The sequence below is a fragment of the Streptantibioticus parmotrematis genome (assembly GCF_019890615.1).
GTDB lineage: Bacteria > Actinomycetota > Actinomycetes > Streptomycetales > Streptomycetaceae > Streptantibioticus_D > Streptantibioticus_D parmotrematis.
The window spans coordinates 598,609-623,177 of the sequence record NZ_JAINVZ010000001.1; the positions used below are offsets into that span (position 1 = coordinate 598,609).

At 71.4% G+C, this 24,569-nt stretch carries 21 protein-coding genes and 2 pseudogenes; 8 read left to right on the forward strand and 15 right to left on the reverse strand.

Annotation, left to right across the window (positions count from 1 at the left end):
• Nucleotides 1-189: 189 nt before the first annotated feature.
• Both K7472_RS02530 and K7472_RS02535 read left to right on the forward strand, forming a co-directional pair.
• Complete coding sequence (locus K7472_RS02530) at nt 190-630, forward strand: VOC family protein (RefSeq protein ID WP_222973438.1); 441 nt, start codon at nt 190-192, stop codon at nt 628-630.
• A 294-nt stretch (nt 631-924) separates the two neighbouring features.
• Nucleotides 925-1,314 carry a hypothetical protein gene (locus K7472_RS02535; RefSeq protein ID WP_222973439.1) on the forward strand — a complete coding sequence of 130 codons (390 nt, stop codon included), beginning with the start codon at nt 925-927 and terminating at the stop codon, nt 1,312-1,314.
• A 337-nt stretch (nt 1,315-1,651) separates the two neighbouring features.
• Here the strand turns inward: K7472_RS02535 and K7472_RS02540 are convergent.
• From K7472_RS02540 to K7472_RS02560, 5 genes and pseudogenes are all read right to left on the reverse strand, one after another.
• Nucleotides 1,652-1,759 (reverse strand): annotated as a pseudogene (locus K7472_RS02540) (IS5/IS1182 family transposase); the annotation flags it as partial.
• A gap of 43 nt (nt 1,760-1,802) precedes the next feature.
• Nucleotides 1,803-2,231 (reverse strand): protein-tyrosine phosphatase family protein, encoded by a 429-nt coding sequence (locus K7472_RS02545; protein ID WP_222973442.1) that lies wholly within the window; start codon nt 2,229-2,231, stop codon nt 1,803-1,805.
• Nucleotides 2,232-2,324: 93 nt separating this feature from the next.
• A complete protein-coding gene (locus tag K7472_RS02550) occupies nt 2,325-2,858 on the reverse strand; it encodes a cytochrome P450 (protein WP_308013732.1) in 534 nt (177 codons plus the stop codon).
• Nucleotides 2,859-3,066: 208 nt separating this feature from the next.
• Nucleotides 3,067-3,639 (reverse strand): annotated as a pseudogene (locus K7472_RS02555) (alpha/beta fold hydrolase); the annotation flags it as partial.
• A gap of 146 nt (nt 3,640-3,785) precedes the next feature.
• Nucleotides 3,786-4,997 (reverse strand): MFS transporter, encoded by a 1,212-nt coding sequence (locus tag K7472_RS02560; RefSeq protein ID WP_222973445.1) that lies wholly within the window; start codon nt 4,995-4,997, stop codon nt 3,786-3,788.
• A gap of 195 nt (nt 4,998-5,192) precedes the next feature.
• On the opposite strand from K7472_RS02560, the gene K7472_RS02565 reads away from it, so the two are divergent.
• Nucleotides 5,193-6,089 carry a helix-turn-helix domain-containing protein gene (locus K7472_RS02565; protein ID WP_222973447.1) on the forward strand — a complete coding sequence of 299 codons (897 nt, stop codon included), beginning with the start codon at nt 5,193-5,195 and terminating at the stop codon, nt 6,087-6,089.
• Nucleotides 6,090-6,156: 67 nt separating this feature from the next.
• Here K7472_RS02565 and K7472_RS02570 read toward each other — a convergent pair whose 3' ends face one another.
• The 10 genes from K7472_RS02570 to K7472_RS02615 form a co-directional block, all read right to left on the reverse strand.
• A complete protein-coding gene (locus K7472_RS02570; protein WP_222973449.1) occupies nt 6,157-7,251 on the reverse strand; it encodes a zinc-binding dehydrogenase in 1,095 nt (364 codons plus the stop codon).
• Nucleotides 7,248-8,069, reverse strand: coding sequence for a phytanoyl-CoA dioxygenase family protein (locus tag K7472_RS02575; RefSeq protein WP_222973451.1), 822 nt, complete (start codon nt 8,067-8,069; stop codon nt 7,248-7,250). The genes K7472_RS02570 and K7472_RS02575 overlap by 4 nt, the downstream gene beginning before the upstream one ends.
• A gap of 45 nt (nt 8,070-8,114) precedes the next feature.
• Entirely contained in the window at nt 8,115-8,864 is a 750-nt protein-coding gene (locus tag K7472_RS02580) for an SDR family NAD(P)-dependent oxidoreductase (protein ID WP_222973453.1), read from the reverse strand.
• A complete protein-coding gene (gene panD, locus K7472_RS02585) occupies nt 8,861-9,277 on the reverse strand; it encodes an aspartate 1-decarboxylase (protein WP_222973455.1) in 417 nt (138 codons plus the stop codon). Before panD ends, K7472_RS02580 begins: the two co-directional genes overlap by 4 nt.
• A 71-nt stretch (nt 9,278-9,348) precedes the next feature.
• Nucleotides 9,349-9,861: a flavin reductase family protein gene (locus tag K7472_RS02590; RefSeq protein ID WP_222973458.1), complete on the reverse strand. Its 513-nt coding sequence runs from the start codon at nt 9,859-9,861 to the stop codon at nt 9,349-9,351.
• On the reverse strand, nt 9,855-11,039 hold the full coding sequence (locus K7472_RS02595; protein WP_222973460.1) for an acyl-CoA dehydrogenase family protein: 1,185 nt from the start codon (nt 11,037-11,039) through the stop codon (nt 9,855-9,857). Before K7472_RS02595 ends, K7472_RS02590 begins: the two co-directional genes overlap by 7 nt.
• Before the next feature lie 15 nt (nt 11,040-11,054).
• Nucleotides 11,055-12,245: an acyl-CoA dehydrogenase family protein gene (locus K7472_RS02600; protein WP_308013733.1), complete on the reverse strand. Its 1,191-nt coding sequence runs from the start codon at nt 12,243-12,245 to the stop codon at nt 11,055-11,057.
• A complete protein-coding gene (locus tag K7472_RS33345; protein WP_222973462.1) occupies nt 12,242-12,505 on the reverse strand; it encodes an acyl carrier protein in 264 nt (87 codons plus the stop codon). The genes K7472_RS02600 and K7472_RS33345 overlap by 4 nt, the downstream gene beginning before the upstream one ends.
• Nucleotides 12,502-14,109 (reverse strand): amino acid adenylation domain-containing protein, encoded by a 1,608-nt coding sequence (locus K7472_RS02610; RefSeq protein WP_222973463.1) that lies wholly within the window; start codon nt 14,107-14,109, stop codon nt 12,502-12,504. Before K7472_RS02610 ends, K7472_RS33345 begins: the two co-directional genes overlap by 4 nt.
• The gene (locus K7472_RS02615) at nt 14,106-14,894 is read right to left on the reverse strand and encodes an alpha/beta fold hydrolase (protein WP_222973464.1); all 789 of its coding nucleotides are present in this window, start codon (nt 14,892-14,894) and stop codon (nt 14,106-14,108) included. Before K7472_RS02615 ends, K7472_RS02610 begins: the two co-directional genes overlap by 4 nt.
• A gap of 691 nt (nt 14,895-15,585) precedes the next feature.
• Between K7472_RS02615 and K7472_RS02620 the strand changes: the two genes are divergently transcribed.
• The 5 genes from K7472_RS02620 (at nt 15,586) to K7472_RS02640 (ending at nt 24,483) form a co-directional block, all read left to right on the forward strand.
• A complete protein-coding gene (locus K7472_RS02620; protein ID WP_252394929.1) occupies nt 15,586-16,455 on the forward strand; it encodes a LysR family transcriptional regulator in 870 nt (289 codons plus the stop codon).
• 494 nt (nt 16,456-16,949) lie between these two features.
• Nucleotides 16,950-18,128, forward strand: a complete 1,179-nt coding sequence (locus tag K7472_RS02625) for an MFS transporter (protein ID WP_308013734.1) — start codon at nt 16,950-16,952, stop codon at nt 18,126-18,128.
• A gap of 336 nt (nt 18,129-18,464) precedes the next feature.
• The gene (locus tag K7472_RS02630) at nt 18,465-22,271 is read left to right on the forward strand and encodes a non-ribosomal peptide synthetase (protein ID WP_222973555.1); all 3,807 of its coding nucleotides are present in this window, start codon (nt 18,465-18,467) and stop codon (nt 22,269-22,271) included.
• Nucleotides 22,272-22,285: 14 nt separating this feature from the next.
• Nucleotides 22,286-23,548, forward strand: coding sequence for an ATP-grasp domain-containing protein (locus tag K7472_RS02635; RefSeq protein ID WP_252394930.1), 1,263 nt, complete (start codon nt 22,286-22,288; stop codon nt 23,546-23,548).
• Nucleotides 23,549-23,553: 5 nt separating this feature from the next.
• Nucleotides 23,554-24,483, forward strand: a complete 930-nt coding sequence (locus tag K7472_RS02640) for a U32 family peptidase (RefSeq protein WP_222973471.1) — start codon at nt 23,554-23,556, stop codon at nt 24,481-24,483.
• Nucleotides 24,484-24,569 lie beyond the last annotated feature (86 nt).

The following is a 24,569-nucleotide window of genomic DNA, read 5'->3' on the forward strand; positions in this document are numbered from 1 at the left end:
CCGGGCGTTGACGCGGGTGAGGGCCAGCGGCCCTTGACCCGGACGAGGATGCCCGTGCCGCCGGACCTTGGGCGTGTACCGGCCCGCTCATCGAGATTCATGGCGAAGATGTCGAGAACGTGCCGCCGGCTCCGTCCCAGGGATGTCAGCAGCTACCACCGGCTGCGCGAAGAAGAAGGAGAGACCAGCATGGCGATTCAGCGGATGGACAACGTCGGCATCGTCGTCGAGGACATGGATGCCGCCATCGCGTTCTTCGTGAAACTCGGTATGCAGCTGGAGGGCAGAACAGAGGTCGAGGGCCTCTTCGCCGACCAGTGCACCGGACTCGACGGCGTCCGCTGTGACATCGCGATGATCCGCACCCCGGACGGTCACGGCCGGCTCGAGCTCGCGAAGTACCACAGCCCCGAGGCGATCAGCGCCGGGCCGCGCAACCGGCCCCACAACATCCTGGGCACGCACCGCGTCATGTTCGCTGTCGACGACATCGAGGACACCGTTGCCCGCCTGCGCACCCACGGCGCCGAGCTGGTCGGCGAGCTGGCACAGTACGAGGACAGCTATCGGCTCTGCTACGTCCGCGGTCCCGAGGGCATCATCGTCGGACTCGCCGAGCAGCTCAGCTGAGGGCTGGCGAAGGCCCCAGCACACCGGGGCCTTCGCAGCGGGGGAGGGTGAGCCGATGCCGGGAGAGACAGCCCGACTCGGCTTGGTCCCCCGCGCCTTAACCGGGTAGACGCCCTTCCCGGCCGGAGGGTCTACCTCTGCTGGTTGCGTCGGATGCTGGTTGCGTCGGAAGGCCCCGTTGCGGGCCTCAGCCGGCGACGGGGCCTTCCTACGCAACCAGCGCCTGACAACTTCAACGGCCTGGTCGGCGTTCTGGACGCGCAAGGGCACCCGTGTGACCCAGGGCAGTTCGCCGTGGTCATCACCGGACTGAACTCCGGAGAGGTCCGCGTGACCGTCGATGTCCGCACGGAACCGCCCGCGGTCGTCGATCGCGACGACTGGGACGAGATCGTCGAAGCCAGCCCGGCCCTGGGCGGCCCGCGGCCTGGCCTGTCGACCATGATGCCCACCGAAGGACTCCTGGAACTGCCCGACTTCTCGGAAGCCGGCCTGGGTCCCTACCGGGTACGTGTGCACGCGAGAGGAAGGGACGCAGCCAACGAAGTCATGGACCTGCCCGAAGGCGCCGAGCCCATCGAAGAACACCTGATCCAGGTCTGGAGCACCCCCGCTGCCCCTATGCACGTGCACCAGCAGACAGACGCTTACGGAAAGACCATGCTGCCCGCCTCCGAAGCCTGACCAACCCGGCGCGTGGCTGGCTGGGCGGGGAGGCGCACATCCTTGCCCAGCCTCGAGCGGCTGGTTTCACCTGCGTCAGTGCTCTGAGGCGGGTGACCTTTGGTCGCCCGGTGGCTGCGGGCGGGTAGAACACCGGGGCAGGCCGGGATCGACGAGGCGCGAGCCGGGAGGGTGCCGTGGGGAAAAGCGAACGGGCCATTATGCGGCAGTGGCGTTGGTCGGCGCAGGCATGGCCTTGACGGGGTGTCAAGCATCGTCCGAGCGGACGCGAAAGCTCCGATGGCGAGTGGGTCGTCAAATCCCCCTGGGTGGGGCGGGGTAGCCATCACGTGGCTACCGGACGACCCTTGTCGACTGGGTCGCCACCCTCGTGCCGCAGGACGGTGACGAGCCGGCCGAACAGGTCTATCCACGAGGGTTCCGACGCCGTGATCACACCAGCCACAGCAAGATCATCTCACCTGTGATCAGCACTTACGGGACAACGCCTAGCTGAAACGCGCCACGAAGCGCCGCTGCCACGGCGTTTCCACCGCTCTATGGGAATAGTGCTCGCGCACGTACGCCACGGCCTTGTCGTTCGGGACGCCGTCCAGGATGGCCAAGCAGGACATCGCCGTGCCCGTGCGGCCGAAGCCGCCGCCGCAAGCGATTTCCACTCGTTCGGACTCGGATCGGCTCAGGAGTTCGCGCAGGGACGCCGTGAAGGCCTGCCGGTCCGTGGGGAGCCAGAAGTCCGGCCAGCGGACCCAGCGGCTCTCCCAGGCGACCTCCGGAGGCTGACGGCCGCGCAGGTAGAGCGCGAAGTGGGGTTCCGGCCCCGGGGGGAGCGGATTGCGCAGGCCACGGCCGCGTACCAGGCGGCCCGAGGGCAGCCGTAAGACACCTTCTTCTGTGGGTTCCCAATGAGCGTCCACGGTCCCAGCCTATCCGTCGAACACCCCGCCTCCGCAGGGAATTCCATACTTCGGGTGGATCTGTTCTGTCCTGCGCCCCCCTTGCACCTGCCCTCAGTGAAGGCGCAGCCTCAGCTCTGCCAGCTGACGCAGGCCCGGCACCGGCACCCACGTCTGGTCCGGCGATTCCAGCGACGCATCCGGGAAGCGTTCGAAGAGCGCTCGCAGCGCCACCTCGCACTCCTGCCTCGCCAGCGCTGCCCCCAGGCAGTAGTGCGCGCCCAGCCCGAAGCCGATGTGCCCGTCGCCCGGCTTGGAGGAGCGGCGTGTGACGTCCAGGCGGTCCGGGTCGTCGAACTCGCGCGGGTCGCGGTTCGCCGACACCACCACCAGCTGGACGGCCTCGCCCGCGCGGACCACCTGCCCGCCGACCTCGACGTTTTCGGTCGCGTACCGAAGCTGTGTGATGAGGATCGAGCCGCACCACCGCACCAGCTCGTCCACCGCCGTCGGCCACAGCCCAGGATGCTCACGCAGCGCCCGCAGCTGGGCGGGATGGCCCAGCAGGGCGAGCGCGCCGTTGCCGATCAGGTTGGCCGTGGTCTCGTGGCCCGCGGTGGCCAGGCCCTGACGTGCGGCCCGGAACACCGCCAGCGGCCGGGACCGACGGCTCCACCGTCGCGGCGGTGTGGATTCCCGTTGCGGACCTGTACGAGGCGATGCTGTCGTCGGCGGCCGCCGACGCGCTGCGCATGATGGGATCCGGGAGGAGCACCGATCCGACGGCAGGCCACTGCCCTTGACGGGCACACCCAAGCTGCGGCGCCCGCTTGCCCGTCGACACGGCATGACCCGGTCACGCTGTTCTCGCGTCCTCACCGACCAGGAAGGGGTGCAGCAGCGCGAGTAGGGCGCGGGGCCGGTGCAGCGGGATGATGTGGCCACAGTCCTCGATGACGTGTCCGGTGAGATCGTCGGTGAAGGGGCGCAGTTGGCGTTCCAGCGCGGCACCGACGGGCCGGGCGCCCAGCGCCATGGTCGGCACCGTCAGGCGGGAAGCGGCGACCACCCGCTCGATCTGTGCCGCGCTCTCGGGCAGAGCCCGGTAATACGAGAATGCGCAGCGCAATGCTTCGCGGCCGGTGTATGCGCGGACGAAGGCCTCCCGGAGAGCGGGGCGCACCCCGCCGCCGAGCGTGCCGGCGTTCAGGAACCAGTCGACGTAGGCGCCCTCGTTGCCCTCCAGCACGGTCTCGGCGAGTCCGGGCGCGGCGGAGTGGAAGCCGAACCACCACGGCGGCCCGTCGGCGAGGAAGTCCTCGGCGCCGGGCAGCCTGCCCAGAACGGCCTCCATGACGACGAGGCGCTGGACGAGACCCGTGCGGCGCAGGGCGAGGAGGAAGGCCGGCGCGACGCCCGCGTCGGGACCGCCCGAGCGGCACGTCGCCCCTCGACCTGCCGGAGCGTACGCGAGCCCCGCCTCCCCGCGTCCCGGACGGACGGGGGCGCCGGTCGGGCGCGGGAGGCGGGGCCGGTTGCCGGCGGTGCGGTACGGGGGACCGCGCCGCCGGGGCTTCAGCGGTACCGGGCGCGACCGACGGCCGCCGCCGCGGTCAGGGGTACTGAAAGGACCGCGGCCAAAAGGAACATCGGCCGGTAGTGGTGGGCTTGGGCGGCGCCGGAGGCCAGTCCGCTGGCGACCGCGCTGCCGACGTAGAGCGAGACTCCGAACATTGCCACGCCGGTGGCCCGGGCGGTCGGCGACAGGGCGGTCGCCCACGACTGGATGGTGGAGTGCATGAACGACCAGCCGCCACCCAGCAGCAGCGCCGTTCCCACGAGTGCCTGAGGCGACTGACTGCCCGAGGCGATGAGATAGGCAACCGCCATCTGCGTACCGCCCACCACGATCAGCCGTACCGGTGTCCACCGGCCGACCAGTCGCTTGACCACCTGGGCCGCCGTCATCGAGCCCACGCCGTACAGCGCGGCCACGGCACCCGCGAGCGCCGTCGGCACGCCGTTGGCCTCCAGCGCCGGTGCCAGGTAGGTGAGGAAGCCCAGCAGCACGGCTCCTTCCACCATGGCAACCGCCATCACGAACCACTGCCAGCGCGACGCCATCACCACCCGGAACGGTGCGAGGAGCGACGCCGTCCGGTGCCGGGGAGGCTCCTGCAACCGCCGCAACCCCACCACCAGGTAGGCCGCGAGCAACCCGGGCAGGGCGAAGACCAGCCGCCAGCTCACCCAGTGCGCCAGAGCCCCCGCCACCACGGTGGCCACTGCCGTGCCCAGCGCGAACGCCGTCATCAGGTCACTCAGCGGGCGTTGCCGGAGGGCGGCCGGGACGACGTCGCCGACATAGGTCAGCGAAGCGGCGATGGAGGCCGCGAAGAACGCCCCGGCCAGCGCGCGGGCGCCGATCAACTCCGGGCCGCCGGACGCCAGCGCCGAGCCGAACGCCGCCAGCGCCGCCCCGGCAAGCGAGATCCGCATCACCCGCACCCGGCCGATCCGGTCGCTGGCCAGCCCCCACACCGGCTGCATCAGCCCGTACGCCAGGTAGTAGCCGCTGGCCGCCAGAACCACCATGGGCAGCGGCTCACCGAGCTGATGTCCGATCAGCACCAACATGGGGGCGATGCAGAAGCGGTCGAAGTTGCTCACGAATCCGGCGGCCCGCAGCAACCACAGGGCTCTCCCCGGCAGCCCGTCCCCCCTGGCCCGGGCCGGAGCGGGTGCCGGTGGCGTGACCGGAGCAGGGTCCGGGGTGGTGGCGGTCATCACAGGACACTCCTTCTTGCTGCTGTCCGACAGCTCCATCGGGTAACTCCAGCTCACCATCGGTCGGCCGTGGCCGGATCCGTCAGCCGATTACCATCACTGACAGCCTGTCCGGCGGCCGCCCCGACGGCGGCGGGCTTGGCTGTAAGGGGCACGGCACGTGCGCACGCAGGTGAGGGCGAGGGGACAGGGCGGATGGGACGGCCGTACGAAGCGGTGACCGGGGAGCCGTCCGGCGCACGCACACCACGCCAGGAGCTGGGCGCGTTCCTGCGTTCGCGTCGGGAACGGCTGTCGCCCAGTCAGCTCGGCCTGCCCGGCTCGTCCCGCCGCCGCACCCCGGGGCTGCGGCGCGGGGAGGTCGCGCAGCTCGCGGGCATCAGCGCCTCCTGGTACGCGTGGCTGGAACAGGGCAGGGTGCGCACCTCGGAACAGGTGCTGCGTGCGGTGGCCCGCGCCTTGCGGCTGGACGCGGCCGAGACCGCACACGTGCTGTCCTTCGTCGAGGAGGCGCCGCCCGCTGCGCAGGCGCCCACTTGGGTGTCGCGCAACCTGCTGACCCTGGTGCGCACCCTGGACCCGAATCCGGCCGTGGTACTCGACCCGCACTGGGACCTGCTGGCCTGGAACTGCGGCTACGCGGCGCTGCTGACCGATCCCGCGAGGCTGCCCGCCAAGCGGCGCAACCTCCTGTGGCTGGTGTTCCGCTGGACGCCCGCCCGGAGCCTGCTGGCCGACTGGGAGGGCGAGGCGCGGGCGCTGCTGGGACAGTTCCGGGCCCAGGCGGCCCGTCATCCGGACGACGGGCGGTACGCGGAGATCGTCGCCGAACTGCTGGCCGACCCGGACGCGGCTCGCTGGTACCACCGACGAGAGACCACCGGCTTCCAGCCCGCGGTCCGCCACTTCCGCCACCAGGAGGCCGGCGACCTGCGGCTGCGCTACGTCAAACTGGCCGCCGTCGACGAACCCGCGCACCACCTGCTGGCCTACCTCCCCGACGACCGGGCGTCGGAAAACGCGCTGCGCGACCTGAGCGTCACAGGGCGGGCCGCGTGGAACGCGGGCAGGCCGAAGGCCGGCACAGGGTGAGGGCCCGCGCCGGCCTTCGGCGTCGCGGCGGAGCACCCGCCGCGGGGTGATCCCGCCGGCCAGGGGCTCAGCCGGTGAACACCGCCTTCATCACACCGCCGGAGCGGACCGCCTCCAGCGCCTCGGCGTGGCGCTCCAGCGGGAACGCGGTCACGAGCCGGGCCAGGTCGAAGCGGGCGGCGAGGGTGGGCAGCATCCGCACGTACTCGACCAGGTGGGCACCGGTGAACGCCCATGAGCCGATGACGTCGAGCTGCCGGTACACGATCTGATGGGGATTGACCAGGGTGTCCCCGGCGTCCGTGTACTGGCCGATGACCAGGTAGGAGCCCCCGCGCCGGGCCAGGGTGAGGCCCTGTGCCACCGCTGCGGGGACCCCCACGCACTCGATCACCAGGTCCGCGCCGCCGCCGGTCAGCGAGCGCACCTGTTCCAGCACCGCGTCCGGATCGTCGGCGCCGGTGACGTCCAGGTGGACGTCACCGATGCCCGCGTCCGAGGCCAACTCCAGCCGTTCGGCGGGGCCGCCCACCACGATGACGCGTGCCGCCCCCGCGAGCTGGGCGAACGCCGCGGCGGCCAGCCCGACCGGGCCGCTGCCCTGCACCACGACCGTCTCGCCCACCCGCACCGGACGCCGTTCGTACAGCGCGTGCACGACGGTCGGGCCCGCGCAGGCCAGGGCCATCGCCGCCAGCGGCTCGACGCCCTGTGCCGACTTCACCACGGTGGTGCCAGGCTGGAGCACGATGGTGTCCGCCCAGGAGCCGGAGAGCGCCTCGCCGTCACCGACCGCGCGGTTCACACCGTAGGTACGGCGGTTCTCGCACAGCGTGGGCTCGCGGTACCGACGGCACGGCGGGCAGGTTCCGCAGGCGATGGACGACGCCCACATCACGGTGTCGCCCGGAGCCAGTTCGGCGCCGAGCGCGTCGCGTACGGTGCCCGCTCCCAGCTCCCGCACCGTCCCGTAGCCCTCGTGACCGAGCACCAGCGGCAACGGGATCGGCAGGTGGCCCTGCTGCAGATGCAGGTCGGTGCCGCACACCCCGCCGTAGCAGTCGCCGACGACCATCCCGCCCGCCGGAGCGGACGGCACGGCGAACGTGCGCAGCGCCAGCGGCGCGCCGAACTCCTCCAGCACCACTGCGCGGCCGGTCATGCGGACACCCCCGTCAGGGCGCCGGACAGCGGGCCCTCCAGTGGCGCCAGTGGCTCGCTGTCCCGGCAGACCACGTACTCCGGACGCGGCTCGCGGGGCCCCTGCGGCAGGTTGGCGCAGTCGTTGTAGGTGGCGATCAGTAGTCGGCGCGGGAAGGGTGACATGTTGGGTGCGGAGCCGTGCACGATCTCGGGGGAGAACAACACCACGGAACCCGCAGGCCCCTTGGGGCTGACCATGCCGAAACGGTCCGCGTACGAGGCCAGTTGGTCGGCTGTGAGTGAGATGTCGTCGGGGTCGAGGTGCTGCTCGGAGCGGGCACCGGCGGCACGGTCCTCGCGTACGAGCCCGCCGCGGTGCGAGCCGGGCAGGAAGATGACCGGGCCGTTGAACTCGGTGACGGCGTCGAGGTAGACCCCGATGTTGACCTGGCGGGGCGCGGGCAGCCCGTCGGCGATCCGCCAGGCCAGGAAGTCCTGGTGCCACGCCCACTTCTCGCCGCCGAAGGCCGGCTTCGCGTTGATCTTGAACTGGTAGACGTACACGTCATCGGTGAGCAACTGCCGTACCGGCGTCAGCACCCGTGAGTCCCGGATCAGCGCCGCGAACTCGCGCTGCCGGTGGTGGGAGGCGTAGACGGCGCGCACCCGCGAACCGTCCTGCTCGGCCACCAGGTGCGGTCCCGGCACCTCGCAGTCACGCCGGAAGGCGTCGCGCAGCAGTTCCACCTCCGTGCTGTCGAGCAGCGAGTCCAGCATCAGGAAGCCGTTCTCGTGGTACTCGTCGATCTGTCGCTGTGTGAGCTGGGTCAAAGACATGTGGTGCGGTCCTCCGTAGTGGCGGGGCGTTCCCGGGCAGGGGATTCACCCCATGAAATGTCCGCCGTCGACCACCAGATGCTGGCCGGTGACGTAGGCGCTGGCCTCGCCGACGAGGAACTCCAGGGCGTCGGCGATCTCGCGCGGTGATCCGGTGCGGCGCTGCGGCACGGTCGCCAGCACCGCGGCCCGTCGTTCCGGGTCGTCGAGCCGGTAGCGCTCGATGACCTCGGATGTCTCGGTGAACCCCGGCAGCAGGGCGTTGACTCGCACGTGCGGCGCCAGTTCCAGCGCCATGCACCGGGTCAGCTGGAGCAGGCCCGCCTTGGCGGAGCAGTAGTTGGCACCGTCGGCGCGCGGCCGGATCGCCGTGGTCGCACCGATGTTGACGATGCTGCCGCGCCCGGCCCCCACCATCGCCGGGGCCAGGGCGCGGCTGAGGTGGAACGGGCCGGACAGATTCGTCTCGAGCACATCCCGCCACTGGTCGTCGCCCATGGTCAGGAACGGCCCGTCACGGTTGACGCCCGCGTTGTTGACCAGCACGCCGGGAGCACCGTAGCGGTCGAGGACGTGGGCGCAGGCCGCGCGTACCTCGTCCGGCACGGCCACGTTCACCCGCAGCGCGCTGATCGCGCCGTCGCCCGCCCGCTCAGCCCGCCGTGCGGCGTCCTCGTCACCGCGGTAGAGCGCGACCACCGGGTGACCGAGCCTGGCGAGCCGCAGGCTCAACTCCAGCCCGATGCCCCGGGTGCCGCCGCTGACCACGGCGGCCGGGGCGGTGGCGGTGGTCATCCGGCGACCAGATCGCCACGCTGGAGGCCGGAGCCCTCCGGCACGTCCGCCGGGTCGCCGCCGCACTGGAGCACCGCGTTGTCGGCGTCCACGAACACCACGCTGGGAACGAACGAACGGGCCTGCGAGTCCGGCATGTCGCAGTACGCGATGATGATGACCCGGTCACCGGGGCTGATCAGGCGGGCGGCGGCGCCGTTGATGCCGATGACACCGGAGCCGGCGGGCCCCTCGATGACATAGGTCGACAGGCGGTTGCCGTTCTCGATGTCGACCACGTCGACCTTCTCGCCGGGCAGCAGGTCGGCAGCCGCCATCAGGTCGGAGTCGATGGTCAGGGAGCCGACGTAGTGCAGGTCGGCCTGGGTGACGGTGGCGCGGTGGATCTTCGACTTCATCATGGTGCGGTTCATCGTGGATGTCCTTCGTCGGATGCGCCGCGCAGCGCGCGGCGACTGGGAGGGGTTGGGGCCGGGGAAGCAGGTCACATCGGCCAGCCGGCGTACCGACGGCGGCCGTAGAGCAGAGGCGCGCGGTCGGGGGCGACCATCCGGGCGTCCAGTACGTCGCCGACGACGATGGTGTGGTCGCCGGAGGGCAGCAGGTCCGCTACCGCACACTCGGCGACCGCGTGCGCGTCCTCGTGCAGCACCGGCAGCCCGGTGACGCCGGAACGCTCCCAGGGCACCTGGGCGAAACGGTCGACGTCCCGGCGGGTAAAGGTCTGCGCGGCGCGCTGCCCGGCGGTGTGCAGCAGGTTGACCACGAACGTGCCACGCTCGGCGATCACCGGCAGGGTGTTGCCCGTGTGGGCGGCGCACACCAGCAGGCGTGGCGGGTCGAGCGACAGCGAGCACAACGCCGTGCAGGTGAAGCCGTACGGCCGCTCCCGCGCGTCGGCGGTGGTGATGACCGCCACTCCCGCCGGGTGCGAGCCCATCAGCGCTCGGAACGCCTCCTGCGCCCGCGCCGTGTCCTGCCCGACCGGGGTCACCACGCGAACGCCCGAGCGTCGAAGAGGTTGACGCCGGCGGCGGCCTTGCCCAGGTACTCCAGGCACTCCAGCGGTTTGGCGGGCATCACGTTGGCGAACGACGCCTCCCTGACGAGGCGTTCCAGCGGATGACTGCGACTGACCGCGGCCGATCCGCAGACCCTCAGCGCGTCCTGGGCGAGCGCGGGACCGGTTTCGCCGACGACGTACTTCGCCGCGTGCACCATCGCGTTCGCCTGGATGCTGCCGCGTTCGCGCTCCACCTGTTCACCGGCCTCGTGCACCAGTGCCCGGGCGGCCATCAGCCGTGCCGACATCCTCCCCAGCTCCTGTTGGAGCACCGGGGAGGCTGCGCGTTCGGGCGAGTCGCTGACGTACCGGGCGGTCTGGTCGAACAGGGCCTCGGCGATGCCCAGGTAGGCGCCGGTGTACCCGGCGATCATCCAGTGCGGTTCGCGCACGACCTTGAACAGCGACATCCCCTCGACGCCCAGGTACAGCCGGGAGCGCGGGACGCGCACGTCGGTCAGGGTCATCGGCGCGGTACTCGTGCCGTACATCGCGGACAACGTGTGAACGGGGCCGAAGGAGACACCGGGGTCGTCGGCGGCGACCACGAAGTGGGAGACGTCGGCGGTGTCCTCGGGGCCATCGGCCGCGGCGGCCACCACGTAGTAGTCGGCCACCCCGGCGAGCGAGACGAACGACTTCTCCCCGCTCAGGACGTAGGTGTCGCCGTCCTGGTCGAGCCGGTAGCGCGTGCGCATGCCGCGGAGCTTGGCGCCGCGGCCCGCCTCGGAGGTGGCCGAGGCGAAGAGCTTGCGCCCCTGGACCACCTCGCCCAGCATCCAGGAGCGGAACCGGTCCGCCGCCGGTGGCAGAGGAGTGTTGTAGGAGTCGGCGAGGGCGCCGATCACGACGTGGTGCATGTTGAAGCCCAGCGCGGCGGCACCGTTGTACGCGCCGAGGGCCGCCAGCACGCGCCAGTAGGAGCCGAAGCCCAGCCCGAGGCCACCGGCCTGGGGAGGAGCGAGCATGCCGAGCAGTCCGCTCTCGCGCAGGATCTCGTAGGTGCTCCGGCTCTCCACGCGTCCGGCGTCGACGTCGGACGCGAGCGGAGCGAGGGCCTCACCGGCCTCCGCCGCCAGTTTGAGCGTGTCGTCCAGGTCTGTTGGATTCATCGGTGTCCTCGGGCTTCAGTTCTCGACCGGCAGGCCGAATTGGCGGGCGACGCCCACGCGCAGCAGGTCGTTGGGGCCGGCGTAGGTGAGGGCCGCCATCGGGCTGTGCAGGTCGGCGGGGAGCGGGGAGCCAGGCAGGAAGGCCCGCACCCCCGACAGGGCGGTGGCGTGCTCGGTCATCCGTACGTAGTCCTCGGACACGGAGATCTTGGTGAGCGACGCCTCGGCCGCGAGCTGCCGGGCCGGGGTCCCGGCGTCCAGCGCGGCCGCCATCGCGTACAGCTGCGTACGGGAGCGGTGCAGTGCCATCGCCATGTCGCTGACGCGAGCCGCCACTTGGTGGCTGGCGCCCATCCGCCGCTCGAAGTGCTCCCGCTGGTCGGCCCACTCCACGGTGCGGCGCAGCATCAGGCGCATCGGCCCCAGCGCGTAGCCCATGATCAGGGCACGTTCCCACGCGGTGGTCGAGGCCATCACCGCCAGCCCCGACCCTTCTTCGCCGATGAGGGCGCAGGCGGGCAACCGGGCCTGGTCGAAAAGCAGTTCACCCATCGGAACGGTGGGCAGCGCGGTCTTGTCGAAGGTCTCGCCGCGCGTGACGCCGGGCGACGGCACCGGCACCAGGAAGGCAGAGAGCGCGAACGGGGAGCGCCCGGCACCGGTGCGGGCGAAGACGACGGCGAGGTCGGCCACGGGCGCGGCGGTGACGAAGGTCTTCGCGCCGTCGAGCGCGTAGCCGTCGCCGTCCCGCCTGGCGGTGGTGCGCATGGAGAACGGGTCGCTGCCGCCGCCGCGTTCGGTGAGGGCGTGACACAGCAGCACGGCCCCGTCGGCGATGTCGGCCGGCGTCCGCCCGGGCAGTCCGGACAGTGCGTCGCGCAACGGGTACTGCATGCCCACGAGTTGGGAGGTGAGCGCGTAGCACAGCCCCGGGTCGACGCCGGCCAGGCCGATGCCTTCGACCGCGGCGAGTGAGCGGGTGACGGGTCCGACGGCGCAGCCGTCCGTATCGGCCTGAGCGCCGTCCCGTGCCCCGTCGGCCGGCAACCGCAGCACGTCCAGGCCGGCGAGGGCCTGCCATGCCGCACGGAAGTCGTCCGCGGCTGTCCTGGCCACCAGTGGGAGGGCGCGCTCGCGGTAGTCGTCGACGATACGCTCGACGGCGGCCGGTCCACCGCGCAGCAGGCGTTCGACGGCCGCGCTCACGCCTTGGTCCCGCGCGGCACGGACTGCACCACGGCCCACAGCGCCTTGGGGGTACGGAAGTTGGCCGCGACGATCTCGGTCTCGGGCAGCGCGATGCCGTGCTCCGCACCGAGCGCGGCGACGATCTCCATGATCGCCAGGGAGTCCAGCAGCCCCATCTCCAGCAGCGGGCTGTCCGGGACCAGGCTCCGAGGGTCCTCGCCCCGGCCCCAGGTGATGTGGGCGGCGATGAGGGCGCAGAGGTCTTCGACGGTGTTCACGCGGATGTCTCCTGGGTGATGAGGATTCGGGACTCGGTGGGGGAGCCGGAGGGGAAGGCGGCCGCGCCCAGCGCGCGCCGGTCGACCTTGCCGCTCACGGTGGTGGGCAGGGCGGCCAGTGGCACGACGCGGTCCGGCAGCATGCGCTTGGGCAGCGCGCCGCGCAGCGCGGCCAGCAGTTCCCGCTCCCCGGCCGTGGTCTGGGCGTAGACCCAGATCTCGCCGGAGTGGTCGCCGTCCTTGGCGACCGCGGCCGCGGTGACCACCTGGTCCAGTTCCAGCGCGGCGTTCTCCACGTCCAGCAGGTCGATGCGGTGGCCGCGCCGCTTGACCTGGGAGTCGCGGCGACCGCGCAGGAAGACCCGGCCGTCCGCGGTGATCCGTGCGATGTCCCCGGTGGCGTAGGCCCGCCGGGTCACGCCGTCGCGGAACGCAACGGTCACCGTCGGGTCGCTCAACTCGCCGTCGCGAAGGTAGCCCTGGAAGACGGTGGGGCCGGCGACGTGGATCTCGCCGTCCCCGTCGGTCGGGCAGCCCTGCTCGTCCAGCACCTCGATGTGGACGCCGCCGATGCCCCGGCCGATGGTCATCTCCTGGTCGGCACTCCAGTCGGAAGGCACACGGTGGTAGGTGCAGGCGTTGGTCTCGGTCGGACCGTAGAGGTTGTAGAACGGCCGGTCGCCCAGCAGCCTCAGGCACTCCTGGAGCAGGTCGGGGACGAAGGGCTCGCCGCCGAACGCCGCGACGCGCAAGGAGGCCGGCACCGCGTCGGCGAAACCGCCCTGCCGCAGCATGTTGTGATAGAGCGAGGGCACCGCCATGAAGGCGGTGATCCGCCGTTCCCCGAGCCAGGTCACCACGTCCCGGGCGAACGACCGCAGCACGTCCGGCAGAACAACCGTGCACGCGCCCGCCGCCGCGGCGCTGAAGAGGTCGAACGTGGTGAGGTCGAAGGTCAGGGCGGCCTGTGAGCCGATGCGGTCGTCCGGGGTGAGCGCGAACTCCCGCGCCGCCCACAACGCGTAGTGCGCCACGTTGGCGTGGGAGAGCAGTACGCCCTTGGGCCAGCCGGTGCTGCCGGAGGTGAACAGCACGTAGCCGCCGGCGTCGGCTGGGGCGGGCAGCGGTGCCGGACGGTCGGCCTGGGCGACCACCTCGATCCAGTTCAGCCCGTTGGGGAGTTCGCCCTCCCGGGGTGCCCCCGGGTGCCGGCCCTCGCGCGCGGCGTCGGCCGCGGCCCGGCAGGCGGAGCCGGCGCGATCCGTGGTGAGCAGCACAGAGATCCCGGCGTTGCGGATCATGCGTGCCGTGCGGGCCGCGGGGTCGGCGACGTCCAGCGGTGCCACCACGGCTCCGGCGCGCAGCGCGGCGTACAGCGCGATGACGGTGGCCGGGGTCTTCGGGGCGTACACCCCGACGCGCACACCCGGCGTCACACCGTGGGCGGCCAGCTCGGCGGCGAGCACCCGGACCTCGGCCTCCAGCGCCGACCAGGTCCAGGTACGCCCTTCGCCCTCCAGCGCGGGCCGGTCGGGGTGGCGGACGGCCGCGGCGGCCAGCAGACCGTCGAGCCGGATGTCGCCGGCGTCGTCGAGATCCGTCACAGCGCGCCACCCAGGGCGGCGGCGCGATCGCCGAGGGCTTCCGTGGCGAGGAAGCGCGTGACGGTGTCGATGACCAGGTCGGGGCAGACCAGGTACGGGTAGTGGTCGCATTCCTCGGGCACCAGGCGCCGCACGGGGCCGTCCACCGCGCGTTCGAGCGCGTCCAGTTGGGCCAGCGATCCGTACTCGTCGCGGTCGCCCTGGATCATCAGCACCGGCGCGGTCACGTCGAGGTCGTTCTCGATGGACCAGTCGCGGAACTCCTCAGAGAGCCACACCCCGCTCCAGCCTTCGAAGACCGCCGCCGGGTCGTCGTGGACCAGCGCGAGCCTGCGGGCGAGCGGGCCTGCCGCGTAGGACGCCTTGGCGGCCTCGATGCCGATCCTGTTCTCCTCCTCGAAGTACAGGTGTGGTCCCATCACCACGACGGCCTCGACCGGGCGAACGGAGGCGTACAGCAGCGCGGCGGAACCACCGTCGCTGTGTCCGACCAGTACCGGTTCACGGATGTCCAGCAGATCCAGCAGCTCCGGCAGCTCGCGCCAGCCGTGGTCGTGGACGTAACGGGCGGTGCGGGGCGACGGCAGTCGTCCGGAACCGCCGTTCCCCAGACGGGAGTAGACCAGTGCGCGTCGCCCGGTGGCGGCGGCCAGCGCGGCGGGGAAGCGGCCCCAGGCGGCGACACAGCCCAGCCCGCCGTGCAGGAAGACCAGCGGCGCGCGGTCCGGGTCGCCGTCGATCAGGACGTGTTCCACAGGGCCATGTCGGGTCTCGACTACCGGCACATCAATTCCTTAGGTGTGTCATGGGGGGTGGGTACGGAAAAAGGCGAACGAGCATGCGGACAGGGACCGCACGTGTTTCCCGACCGGACGTCCTGCTTTTTGTGCGGGAAGTGACGGCCGGGGAAATCAGGCAGCCTTGAGGCTTCGTGAGTGCACTGGATATGCGTGCGAATGGAAAATCACTCTGCCGCGCGACGGGACGCCGGTGGCGGGCAGGGAAGGATGGCCGGCCGCCGGGCGGACCGCGGGCCTGCTGAGCCGTCGGGCCACGCCCGGCGGGCGACACCGGTCACAGCGAACGGTATCGGGCAGGGCTGCCGTACGGGATTGTCGTCGGGCGCGGCGAAGCGCAGCCCGGCGCCGTCGTGGCACCTTTGACCAGCAGCTTCACGGCGTTGGTGAAGGGTCTCTCAGCGAGCCCGGTAGCGGGCCCTGGCCGTCGACCGCGGGCCCCGCTTCACCCGCGTGATCGTGTCCGGTCCCGGTCGTGTGCGGCCGGAAACCCTGCGAGAGGAAAACGTCATCACTAACCCCCGTTGTGATCCTGGTCTGCCGTGGCCCGGTGGTCCTGGGGTAATCGCTGAATGCGTCACCTCTTGGCGGACCGGCCCGTCCGGCATCGCTGCCCACACTAAGCAGGCCGGGACCGGATAGGGAAATAGCGATGGCGCATCACCTATGCTCTGGACGCATGGATGTGGACCTACGTCATTTACGCGGATTCCTCGCCGTGGCCGAGGAGGGCGGTTTCACCGCCGCGGGCCGGCGGTTGCACGTGGCTCAGCCGACGCTGACCCGCAACATCCGCGCGCTGGAGGAGACGCTGGGGGTGCGGTTGTTCGACCGTACGACCCGCAGGACCGAACTGACCGCCAAGGGAGCCGAGTTGCACCGCGCCCTCGTCCCGCTGCTGCGCCAGTTGGACGCCGTGCTGGACGAGATGTGCGAGGGCGAGCGGCTGCGACTGGGGTTCAGCTGGGGCCTGCCCGACGGGCTGGCGCGGCTGGCCGCGCGCTTCGATGGCGAGACCGGTGTGAGTGTGGAGTTCGTGCGGTGCGACAGCCCTGCCGCCCGACTGGAGACCGGCGACGTCGACCTGGCGCTGCTGCGGGGAACCCGGTTGCCCCGGGGCCTGCGCAGCGCGTTCCTCTACGACGACAGCCGGGTGGCGGCGGTGCCCGCCTTCTGGCCGCTGGCTGCCAGACGTGAACTGAGCTGGGCCGAACTCGCCGACTGGCCGCTGGTGGTGAACACCAGGAGCGGGGTGACCACGCCGGACATGTGGCCACCGGGTGAGCGGCCGGTCGTCGGAGCCGAGTGCGGCAACTACGACGAGTGGCTGGAGAAGGTGGCGCTGGGGCTCGGCGTGGGAACCGCGCCGGCGGCGACGGCGCGCCGCTACAGCCATCCCGAGGTGCGCTTCGTGCCGTTGTCCGACGGCCCGGCGGTCAGCACTCACCTCGCGTACCCCTCGCACGGCGCCCATCCGCGGGCGGCCCTGCTCGCGAACGTGGCGGCGCGGGAGGGCGTCGCGTTGCGGGACGGGTCCGAGCGGGGCTGAGGCCCGCGAGGTCACCGTGCGCCGTCCGCGGCCGTTTCCGGCGACCCGCCGACCGTTGCCGGAGCGGGCCGCGGGCACCCGCGCATCGGAAGGAATTCACCCGCCCGGCCGATTTACCTGTCCAGCCCCCCGGTTTTCCCGCCCTCGAACAACCTTGACGGGCTGCTCAGGGGTCAACTACTGTCCCGCTCGGCCCCAGGCGAACAGCCCAGGGGCCGGGCGGCAATACCGAGGAGAACGGGCGTCCACCTACTCGCCCGTAACCAAGCGGCCGCTTTTTTCTGGGCTACCAGCCGACGGGGGTCGCAAGTGCCAATTCATGACGTGCCCGTACGGCACGCCTTTTGTGGCGTGCCCGGGCGGACGCGATGGCGATCCGTCCACGGGACGCTCCACTGCGAACCCGGCCGTGCGTCCAGTCACCCGGTTCCGCCGTGCTGAGCCGATTCCTTCCCGCCCCCGGGCCCTCGCGCACCATCACAGGGATAACCCTGGTGCACACGATGGGACAGGGCCTGTGGATGGCGATCAGCGCCATTTACGCGACTCGTGTCATCGGGCTGTCCCCGACCGGATTCGGTCTGGGCGTGGCTGCCGCGGCGGCCGTCTCCCTCGCGATGAGCACGCCGACCGGCCATCTGGCCGACCGCGTCGGTCCGCGGTCCGTCCAGGTGTGGTCGTTCGTGGCACTCGGTCCGCTCACCGCCGCCCTGTTGCTCGTCCACGGCTTCACCGGATACGTGGTCGTGATGGCGGTCCAGGCGGTCGCGTACAGCGCCAGCCGCAGCGCGCGGATGGCGATGATCGCCGGTGTCGTGCCGCCCGCGGAACGGGTACGCACCCGTGCCTACCTGCGGGCCACCACCAACGTCAGCGTCGCGCTCGGCGCCGCGGTGGCCGGCGGGCTGCTGGTCGTCGGCACCGACTACGCCTACCGCTGGGCGGTCGCCTTCAACGCCGCCACGTACACGACCGCGGGCCTGCTCACCGTCATGCTGCCGACCGTGCCGCCCCAGGCGGCCAGGCCCGGCGCACGACTGGAGGTGCTGCGCGACCGGCCCTTCCTGAGCCTGGTTGTGGTGGACGGTGTGCTGTCCATGCACAACCAACTCCTCGACGTGGTCCTGCCGCTGTGGGTGATCGACCGCACCAGTGCCCCGCGCTGGATGGCCGCCGTCGTGCTCCTGCTGAACACGGTCGCCGTGGTGCTGCTCCAGGTCCGGATCTCGCGCGGCACCGACGAGCCGCGCAGTGCCGCCCGAGCGGTCCGGCATGGTGGTCTGTTCCTCGCACTGGCCTGCGTGATCTTCGGATTCAGCCGGGGCGTGCCCGCCCTGGAGGCGTCCGTGCTGCTCGCGCTCGGGGCGGTGGCCCACGTCATGGGGGAGATCCGCCAGGCGGCGGGCAGTTGGGGTGTGTCGTTCGGGCTGGCCCCCGACCACGCCCAGGGCCAGTACCAGGGGACCTACCAGATGGGCGCCGACCTGGGAAAGCTCGTCGCTCCCGCTGTCCTGACCTGGCTCGCCATCGAGCACGGCAGGCCGGGGTGGTGGGTCATGGCGATCGTCTTCGCCGCCTCCGGCGCGGCCTTTCCGCCGCTGGTGGCGTGGGCGCGACGCCGTGGTCCGGCACTGCCGGATCCGGTGGAGCCGGCGGCCGAAGCGGTGCGGTGACAGCCGGGCAGGCGCTCGCACGCATCCGCCTCGCAGGCCCCGTATTTCCTGGCCCCGATCCGAATCCGAAATGCCGGTGAACATCTGAACGCCGCCGTGTCGGTGCCGGGTGGCTTTTTGAGGAAATCCATCCATGCCGTCTCCTGTACGGCATGCCGCTGAAAGAGAATGCGATACGGCGGGCAAAGTCGTGCGTTCCCGCCCGAGTTCCTCGTGCTCTTTGTGATGCGTCGGAATAATTTCTTTCGCCGGTAGGCGAGATGCTGTATCAATTGATTGCGGTCCCGTTGCGAACGGGGCAATGACGATTACGGGAGAATGATGACCGTGGACGAGATGTCCGTCGGCCCCGGCCAGGCAACCGAGGAAATCCAGAAATCCGTTCCCGCTCTTCAGTTCCCGGTCACCGGTTCCCGTCCTGAGCGCGGTGCCCTCGAATTCGGTGTCGTCAGCTGGACCGGCCAGGAGGTGCGGCAGCTCAGCGCGTTCGTCGCCGAGAGGGGGCTGTCGGCAGTCGACCTGTTCCGGGCGGCCTTCGCCGTACTGCTCCACCGCTACAGCGGGCAGGACGACCTGACGCTGCTGCACGTGGACGCCGACGACGCGGGCGTCCGGCGCGCGACCCCGGTGCGCTCCCGCACAGCCGATCACACGCCCTTCTCGGCGCTGACCGCGGCCCTGGCGTCACGCTGTCGCACCGCCGGGACCGAGGAACCGGTCCGCCCGCTCGCCGACGTCCTCGGAGACGGCCTTCACGCCGGCTTCCTGCGGGGCACCCTCCGCCAGGGCGGGCCCGTCGCCGAGGACCACCCGGCGTGCGCCGACCTGCACCTGCTGCTGGCCGTGGAAGACAGCGCCGGGGGACCGACGTTCACGCTGCGCTACGACCGTGCGGTGTTCACCTCCGCGTTCATCTCGCGGCTCGCCGCCAACTACCGCACCCTGCTCCTCGACGCCTGTGCCCGGCCCGCCGCCGACGTGCGCGACCTCGACATCCTCTCGCCCCAGGAACGCGGCCTGCTGGTCGCCGGGATCGGGGCGCGCGCCCTGGAGTACGACCGGGAGGCCTGCGTACACCGACTCGTGGAGGCCCAGGCAGACCGCACACCGCACGCCCCCGCCGTCGAGTACGCCGGCCGCACACTCAGCTACGCCGAACTCGACGCCACCGCCAACCGGCTCGCCCGGGCGCTGCGGCGTCTCGGAGCCGTCCACGGCGGGCGGATCGGGGTCTCCGTCGGCCGCACCGAGCGCATCGTGTGCCTGCTGCTGGCGATCCACAAGGCAGGCTGCGCCTACGTACCCCTCGACCCCGCGTACCCGGCCGACCGCCTCGGTGCCATCGCCGCCAGCGCCGCAATGACCCTGGTGGTCCACGACGCCGGGGCCACCCCGCAGTGGCTGAGCCGCACCGGACTGCCCGGTGTACCCCTCGATGCGCTCTGGGACGCGGCGCGGGAGGAGGAGGCTGCCCGTACGGAACCGGTCGACGCCGGCACAGCCACCCACCTGATCTACACCTCGGGGTCCACAGGCGCCCCCAAGGGTGTGGTCATCACCCACCGCAACGTCACCGCACTGCTCGCGTGGGCCCACGACACCTACACCCGCGAGGAGTTGTCCCGGGTGCTGTTCGGCACCTCCCTCAACTTCGACCTGTCCGTCTTCGAACTGTGGGCCCCGCTGACCGTAGGCGGCACGGTGGTGGTCGCGGAGAACGTCCTCACGCTCACCGAGGACGCGTCCCTCGCGCCGACGCTGGTCAACACCGTCCCGAGCGCCCTGTCCGTCCTGCTGCGGCGCGCGGCGGTCCCCGACAGCGTGAGCGTCGTCAACGTGGCGGGCGAACCGCTGCCCGGGGAACTCGTCGACGGCGTGCTGTCCGGCACCCGGGCGGGGCGCGTGTTCAACCTGTACGGACCCTCGGAGGACACCACCTACTCCACCGGGCGCTGCTTCACCGTGCCCTGTGATGACCGGCCGACCATCGGCACACCGCTGCCCAACACCCGCGTCCACCTGCTCGACGAGGCCGGACGCCTGGTGCCGTACGGCGTGCCCGGTGAGATCCACCTGTCCGGCGACGGCGTTGCCGTCGGCTACAGCGGTGACCCCGAGCGCACGGCCGCCGTGTTCGTCGAGCCGCCGTCCGAACTCGCCGGTACCGGACGGCTCTACCGCACGGGCGACCTCGCACGCTGGACTCAGGACGGGGAACTCGACTTCCTGGGGCGCCGCGACAACCAGGTCAAGGTGCGCGGCTACCGCATCGAACTCGGTGAGATCGAGGCGGCCGCGCGGCGCCTCGCGGGGGTGGAGGACGTGGCCGCCGTGACCGTCCGCGCGGGCGGAGAACAGCGCATCGTGGCCTACCTCGCCGACGCGCACGCAGGCCTGACCCCCGAGCGGGTCTCCGCGCACCTGGAGACCCAACTGCCGCACTACATGCGGCCCTCACGCGTGATCGTCGAGCCCCGACTGCCCCGGCTCCCCAACGGCAAGACCGACCGCAAGGCCCTGGGCTCCCGCTCCATCGACTGGGGCGAGGCAGGCGCCGGGGAGCTGACGGATCCGCTCCATGCGCGTGTCGGCGCGGTGTGGGCCGAACTGCTCGGCGTCGCCGCCCCCGGACCCGGGCTCGACTTCTTCTCGGTCGGCGGCCACTCCCTGCTCGCCAACCTGCTCGCGGCGCGGCTGACGGATCTGGCCGGGCACCCGGTGCGGGTGGCGGAGGTCTACGCCAACCGCACCATCGCCGAGCAGGCACGACTGCTGACGGGCACCCGGTCGGGCCCGGGCGGGACGGGCCCGACCGTGATCGGCACCGTCCTGCGCGAGTCCGCCGCCGGTCACGGTGTCCCCGGAGCCGGTGCGGCCTTCTTCGCCGACGGCACCGTCGAGTACGCCTACCAGGGTCACGCCGACCTCGAACGAGACGTCCCGTACACCGCCGCCACCCGGCAGCGGATGACCTGCGTGACCAAGGTGCTCATCGCCTGTGTCGCCCTGATGCTGGTCGACCGGGGCGTCCTGGAGCTCGACGCGCCCCTGGCGCCCCTGCTGCCCGAGGGATTCCGGCGCCGGGGCGGCGACACCGCGCAGGTGACGCTACGTCAACTCCTGTCCCACACCAGTGGCATCGACGACTCCTGGGAGGTATGGCACGAAATCGACCAGCCGGACCTCACCGGCTACGTGACCGGCTTCCGCGACTACCAGCAGCTGTTCGAACCCGGCACCATCTTCGCTTACTCGGCCTGCGGAACCTCCGTCGTCGCCCTGCTGATCGAACGGGTCACCGGCGCCCCGTGGCGGCGCGCCGTCAACGAGATGCTCCTGTCGCCACTGGGCATCAAGGAGATACCCGAGACCAACGACCCGGGTGACCACTACGCGGACGAGGTGGCCACCGGGTACCTGTGGAACGCGGACGACAAGCGCTACCAGCGCTTCGAACCCGGACCGCAGACCGTCGCCGACGACGCCGCGTCCTCCTTCGCCGTCTGCCTCACCACCGAGGACCTGGTGGCGCTCGCCCGCTTCGCTCTCGCCGACGGTGTCACCCCCGACGGCCGCAGGCTGCTGTCGCGGGAACTGGCCACCGCGATGCGCACACCCCAGATCGACATCCCCGGCCACCACTTCATGCACGCCTGGGGACTGGGCTGGCTGCTGTTCGGCCCCAGCGCCTTCGGCTTCAACTCCAACGGCAGCGGCCACCACAACTTCATCCAGGTCTTCCCCGAACGTGGCGCCTTCCTGATCCTGCTGGCCAACGCCTACCCGGCGTTCGGCGTCTACGAGGACCTGATCCAGTCGCTCACCGGCGAGCGGCTCATCCGCACCGGCCGCCCGTTCGACCTCGCCCTGGACGACTGCGCCGGGCGGTACGAGTGCGACGGCTACCGCCTGGACGTCACCCGCGGACAGCAGCGGCTGGAGTACGCCTACCACGAGCGGGCCCGTGACGGTTCCTGGACGCCACTGGACGAGGGCGAACTCGTCCTCACCGGCGCGGGTGGCTTCAGCTCGATGTCGGAACGCAACATCCTCGCCGGTTCCATCTCCTTCATCCCGGCCGCGGGTACGAAGGACCCGGCATTCGTCCGCATGGGCCAGCGCGTAGCGGCCAAGGTCCGATGAGCAAGGAGCTCCCCATGCCCCGCAGACACGTCGTCTTCGTGACCTGGAAGACCGGGAACGCCCCGGCGTTCGAGGCCGCGGCACGGCTCGGCCACCACGTCACCCTCATCCGCTCCGCCCGGATGGAGCGCTCGCAGAACATCGACTTCGACACCACCCCGTACGGCAGGTTCGTCGACGACGTGCGCCTGCTGCCGGACGCCACCGACCTCGACGAACTGCGCGCCTGCATAACCTCCCTGCACCGGGAACGCCCGATCGACGGATTCGTGGCCACCGTCGACGCCCTCGTCGTCCCCGTCGCGGTGATCGCCGAAGAGCTGGGCATCCCGTTCACCAGCGCCGAGGGCGCGCGCACCGCCAAGCGCAAGGACCGCTGCCGCGCCGTGCTGACCGAGGCCGGCATCGACGCCACCCCCTACCGCGTGGTGAACGGCCTCGCCGAGGCCCGGGAGTTCGCCGACGGCACCGGATACCCGGTGGTGCTCAAGCCCGCGTGCGGCTCGGCCAGCGAAGGCGCCCACGTCGTCGCGGACGAGACCGCGCTGGACAAGCTGTTCCAGGACATCGACCCGCACGGCACCACGTACGGGCAAGGCGTGCTGATGGAGGAATACCTCACCGGCCGGTTCGTCTCGGCCGAAGTGGGCCTGGTCGAGGGCCGGTTCCTGCCACTGGCCGTCAGCGAGCGCTCGACGTGGCAGGACCACGAGGCGCTGGAGACTGGCACCACCATTCCGGCCGGGATCACCGGGGCGGACCACACGGCCGTCATGGCGTTCGCCGAACAGGTGGTGCGCGCCGTCGGCCTGGGCATGGGCATCTTCCACGTGGAGATCATGATCGGTGACGACGGACGGCCCCGGCTGATCGAACTCAACCCCCGGCTCATGGGCTCCTGCCTGCCCAACCTCTTCCGGCTCGCCGGCGGCGGCGACCTGTTCACCTGGCTGGTGCGCATCCACCTCGGCGAGGACCCCGGCGTCGAACCCCCGGGCTTCACCGGCTACGCCACCGTCCGCTGGTTCGGTGCCGTGGAACGGCAGCCGACCCCCGCCGCCGCCCCGGACCTCTCTTGGGCCGACGAGTACGGGCCCGCGCTGCACTCCCTGACCGTGCGCTACCCGGACGCCCCCTTCCTGGAGCCCTGCCGCGGCAACCTCGGCAACTTCGGCGAGGTCCAGGTCGTACACCCCGACCATGACACATCCATCCGGATCGCCCGCCGTGTCGTCGAGCGGGTCCACAACCAGCTCGGCTTCGAGGTGACGAGGTGAACGACGTGAACGACGCAGACGTCCTTTACGCGCCGACCAGGGCCAGACTGAGCGGGCTCGGCCTCCCGGACGGCGACAACTGCGTCCTGGCGACCTCCGCGGCCACCTTCGACGACGGATCCCACTTCCGGATCGAGGTGCCCACGATCAACTCGGTGGGTGCCGCGCAGACCGTGCTGACCGAGACGAGCCGCCGCGGGCTGACCGTCAACCGCGTCACCGAGACGCTCGGCATGTACCGCCACACCCTCGGCGAGCTGCGCGACTACGTCGCCCTCGGCGAGGAGTACGGCGCCGAGATCCTCATGTCGGTGGGTCCCCGCGCCAGCCACGACATCGGCGGCAGCGTCCAGACCCCCGAGGGCGTGCGCATCGGGTACCGGCTGCGCGGCCAGGAACAGATCGTTCGCGCCGTCGAGGACGTGATGCGCGCCATCGAGTGCGGCGTGCGCGGCTTCGTGGTCTACGACGAGGGCCTGCTGTGGGTCCTCAGCAGGCTGCGTACCGCCGGCGACCTGCCCGAGGAGACCCACCTGAAGGTCTCCGCGCACTGCGGCCACGCCAACTCGGCGTCTGCGCAGATGCTGGAGATGCTCGGCGCCAACAGCTTCAACCCGGTGCGTGACCTGACGCTGCCGATGATCGCCTCCATCCGCCGGGCCATCACCATCCCCGTGGACATCCACGTCGACAACCCGAGGATGTCCGGCGGTTTCGTGCGCACCTACGACGCGCCGGAGTTCGTCCGCGTCGCCTCGCCCGTCTACCTCAAGACCGGCAACAGCGCGCTGGAAGGCCACGGCACCAAGCCGACGGCCGCACAACTCGAGGACATCACGCGGCAGATCGAGATCGTCACGGAGTTCCTGTCCCGCCACTACCCCGACGCCCGCCAGTCGCCCGCCAGGGTCAGTCGCGCCGGCGTCATGGGCTAGCCCGCGCAGGCACCGCGCCGCGCCGTCGGTCACCGGCGCGCGCCACCGTCTGGTCCGTGCCCCGGGCACGACCGCGACCGTCAGGC

Bases quoted from the DNA above. Each gene is read 5' to 3' on its own strand.
- K7472_RS02530 (WP_222973438.1), top strand. From the start codon at position 190: ATGGCGATTCAGCGGATGGACAACGTCGGCATCGTCGTCGAGGACATG.
- K7472_RS02560 (WP_222973445.1), bottom strand. From the start codon at position 4,997: ATGACCGCCACCACCCCGGACCCTGCTCCGGTCACGCCACCGGCACCC.
- K7472_RS02565 (WP_222973447.1), top strand. From the start codon at position 5,193: ATGGGACGGCCGTACGAAGCGGTGACCGGGGAGCCGTCCGGCGCACGC.
- K7472_RS02570 (WP_222973449.1), bottom strand. From the start codon at position 7,251: ATGACCGGCCGCGCAGTGGTGCTGGAGGAGTTCGGCGCGCCGCTGGCG.
- K7472_RS02575 (WP_222973451.1), bottom strand. From the start codon at position 8,069: ATGTCTTTGACCCAGCTCACACAGCGACAGATCGACGAGTACCACGAG.
- K7472_RS02580 (WP_222973453.1), bottom strand. From the start codon at position 8,864: ATGACCACCGCCACCGCCCCGGCCGCCGTGGTCAGCGGCGGCACCCGG.
- panD (WP_222973455.1), bottom strand. From the start codon at position 9,277: ATGAACCGCACCATGATGAAGTCGAAGATCCACCGCGCCACCGTCACC.
- K7472_RS02595 (WP_222973460.1), bottom strand. From the start codon at position 11,039: ATGAATCCAACAGACCTGGACGACACGCTCAAACTGGCGGCGGAGGCC.
- K7472_RS02620 (WP_252394929.1), top strand. From the start codon at position 15,586: ATGGATGTGGACCTACGTCATTTACGCGGATTCCTCGCCGTGGCCGAG.
- K7472_RS02630 (WP_222973555.1), top strand. From the start codon at position 18,465: ATGTCCGTCGGCCCCGGCCAGGCAACCGAGGAAATCCAGAAATCCGTT.
- K7472_RS02635 (WP_252394930.1), top strand. From the start codon at position 22,286: ATGCCCCGCAGACACGTCGTCTTCGTGACCTGGAAGACCGGGAACGCC.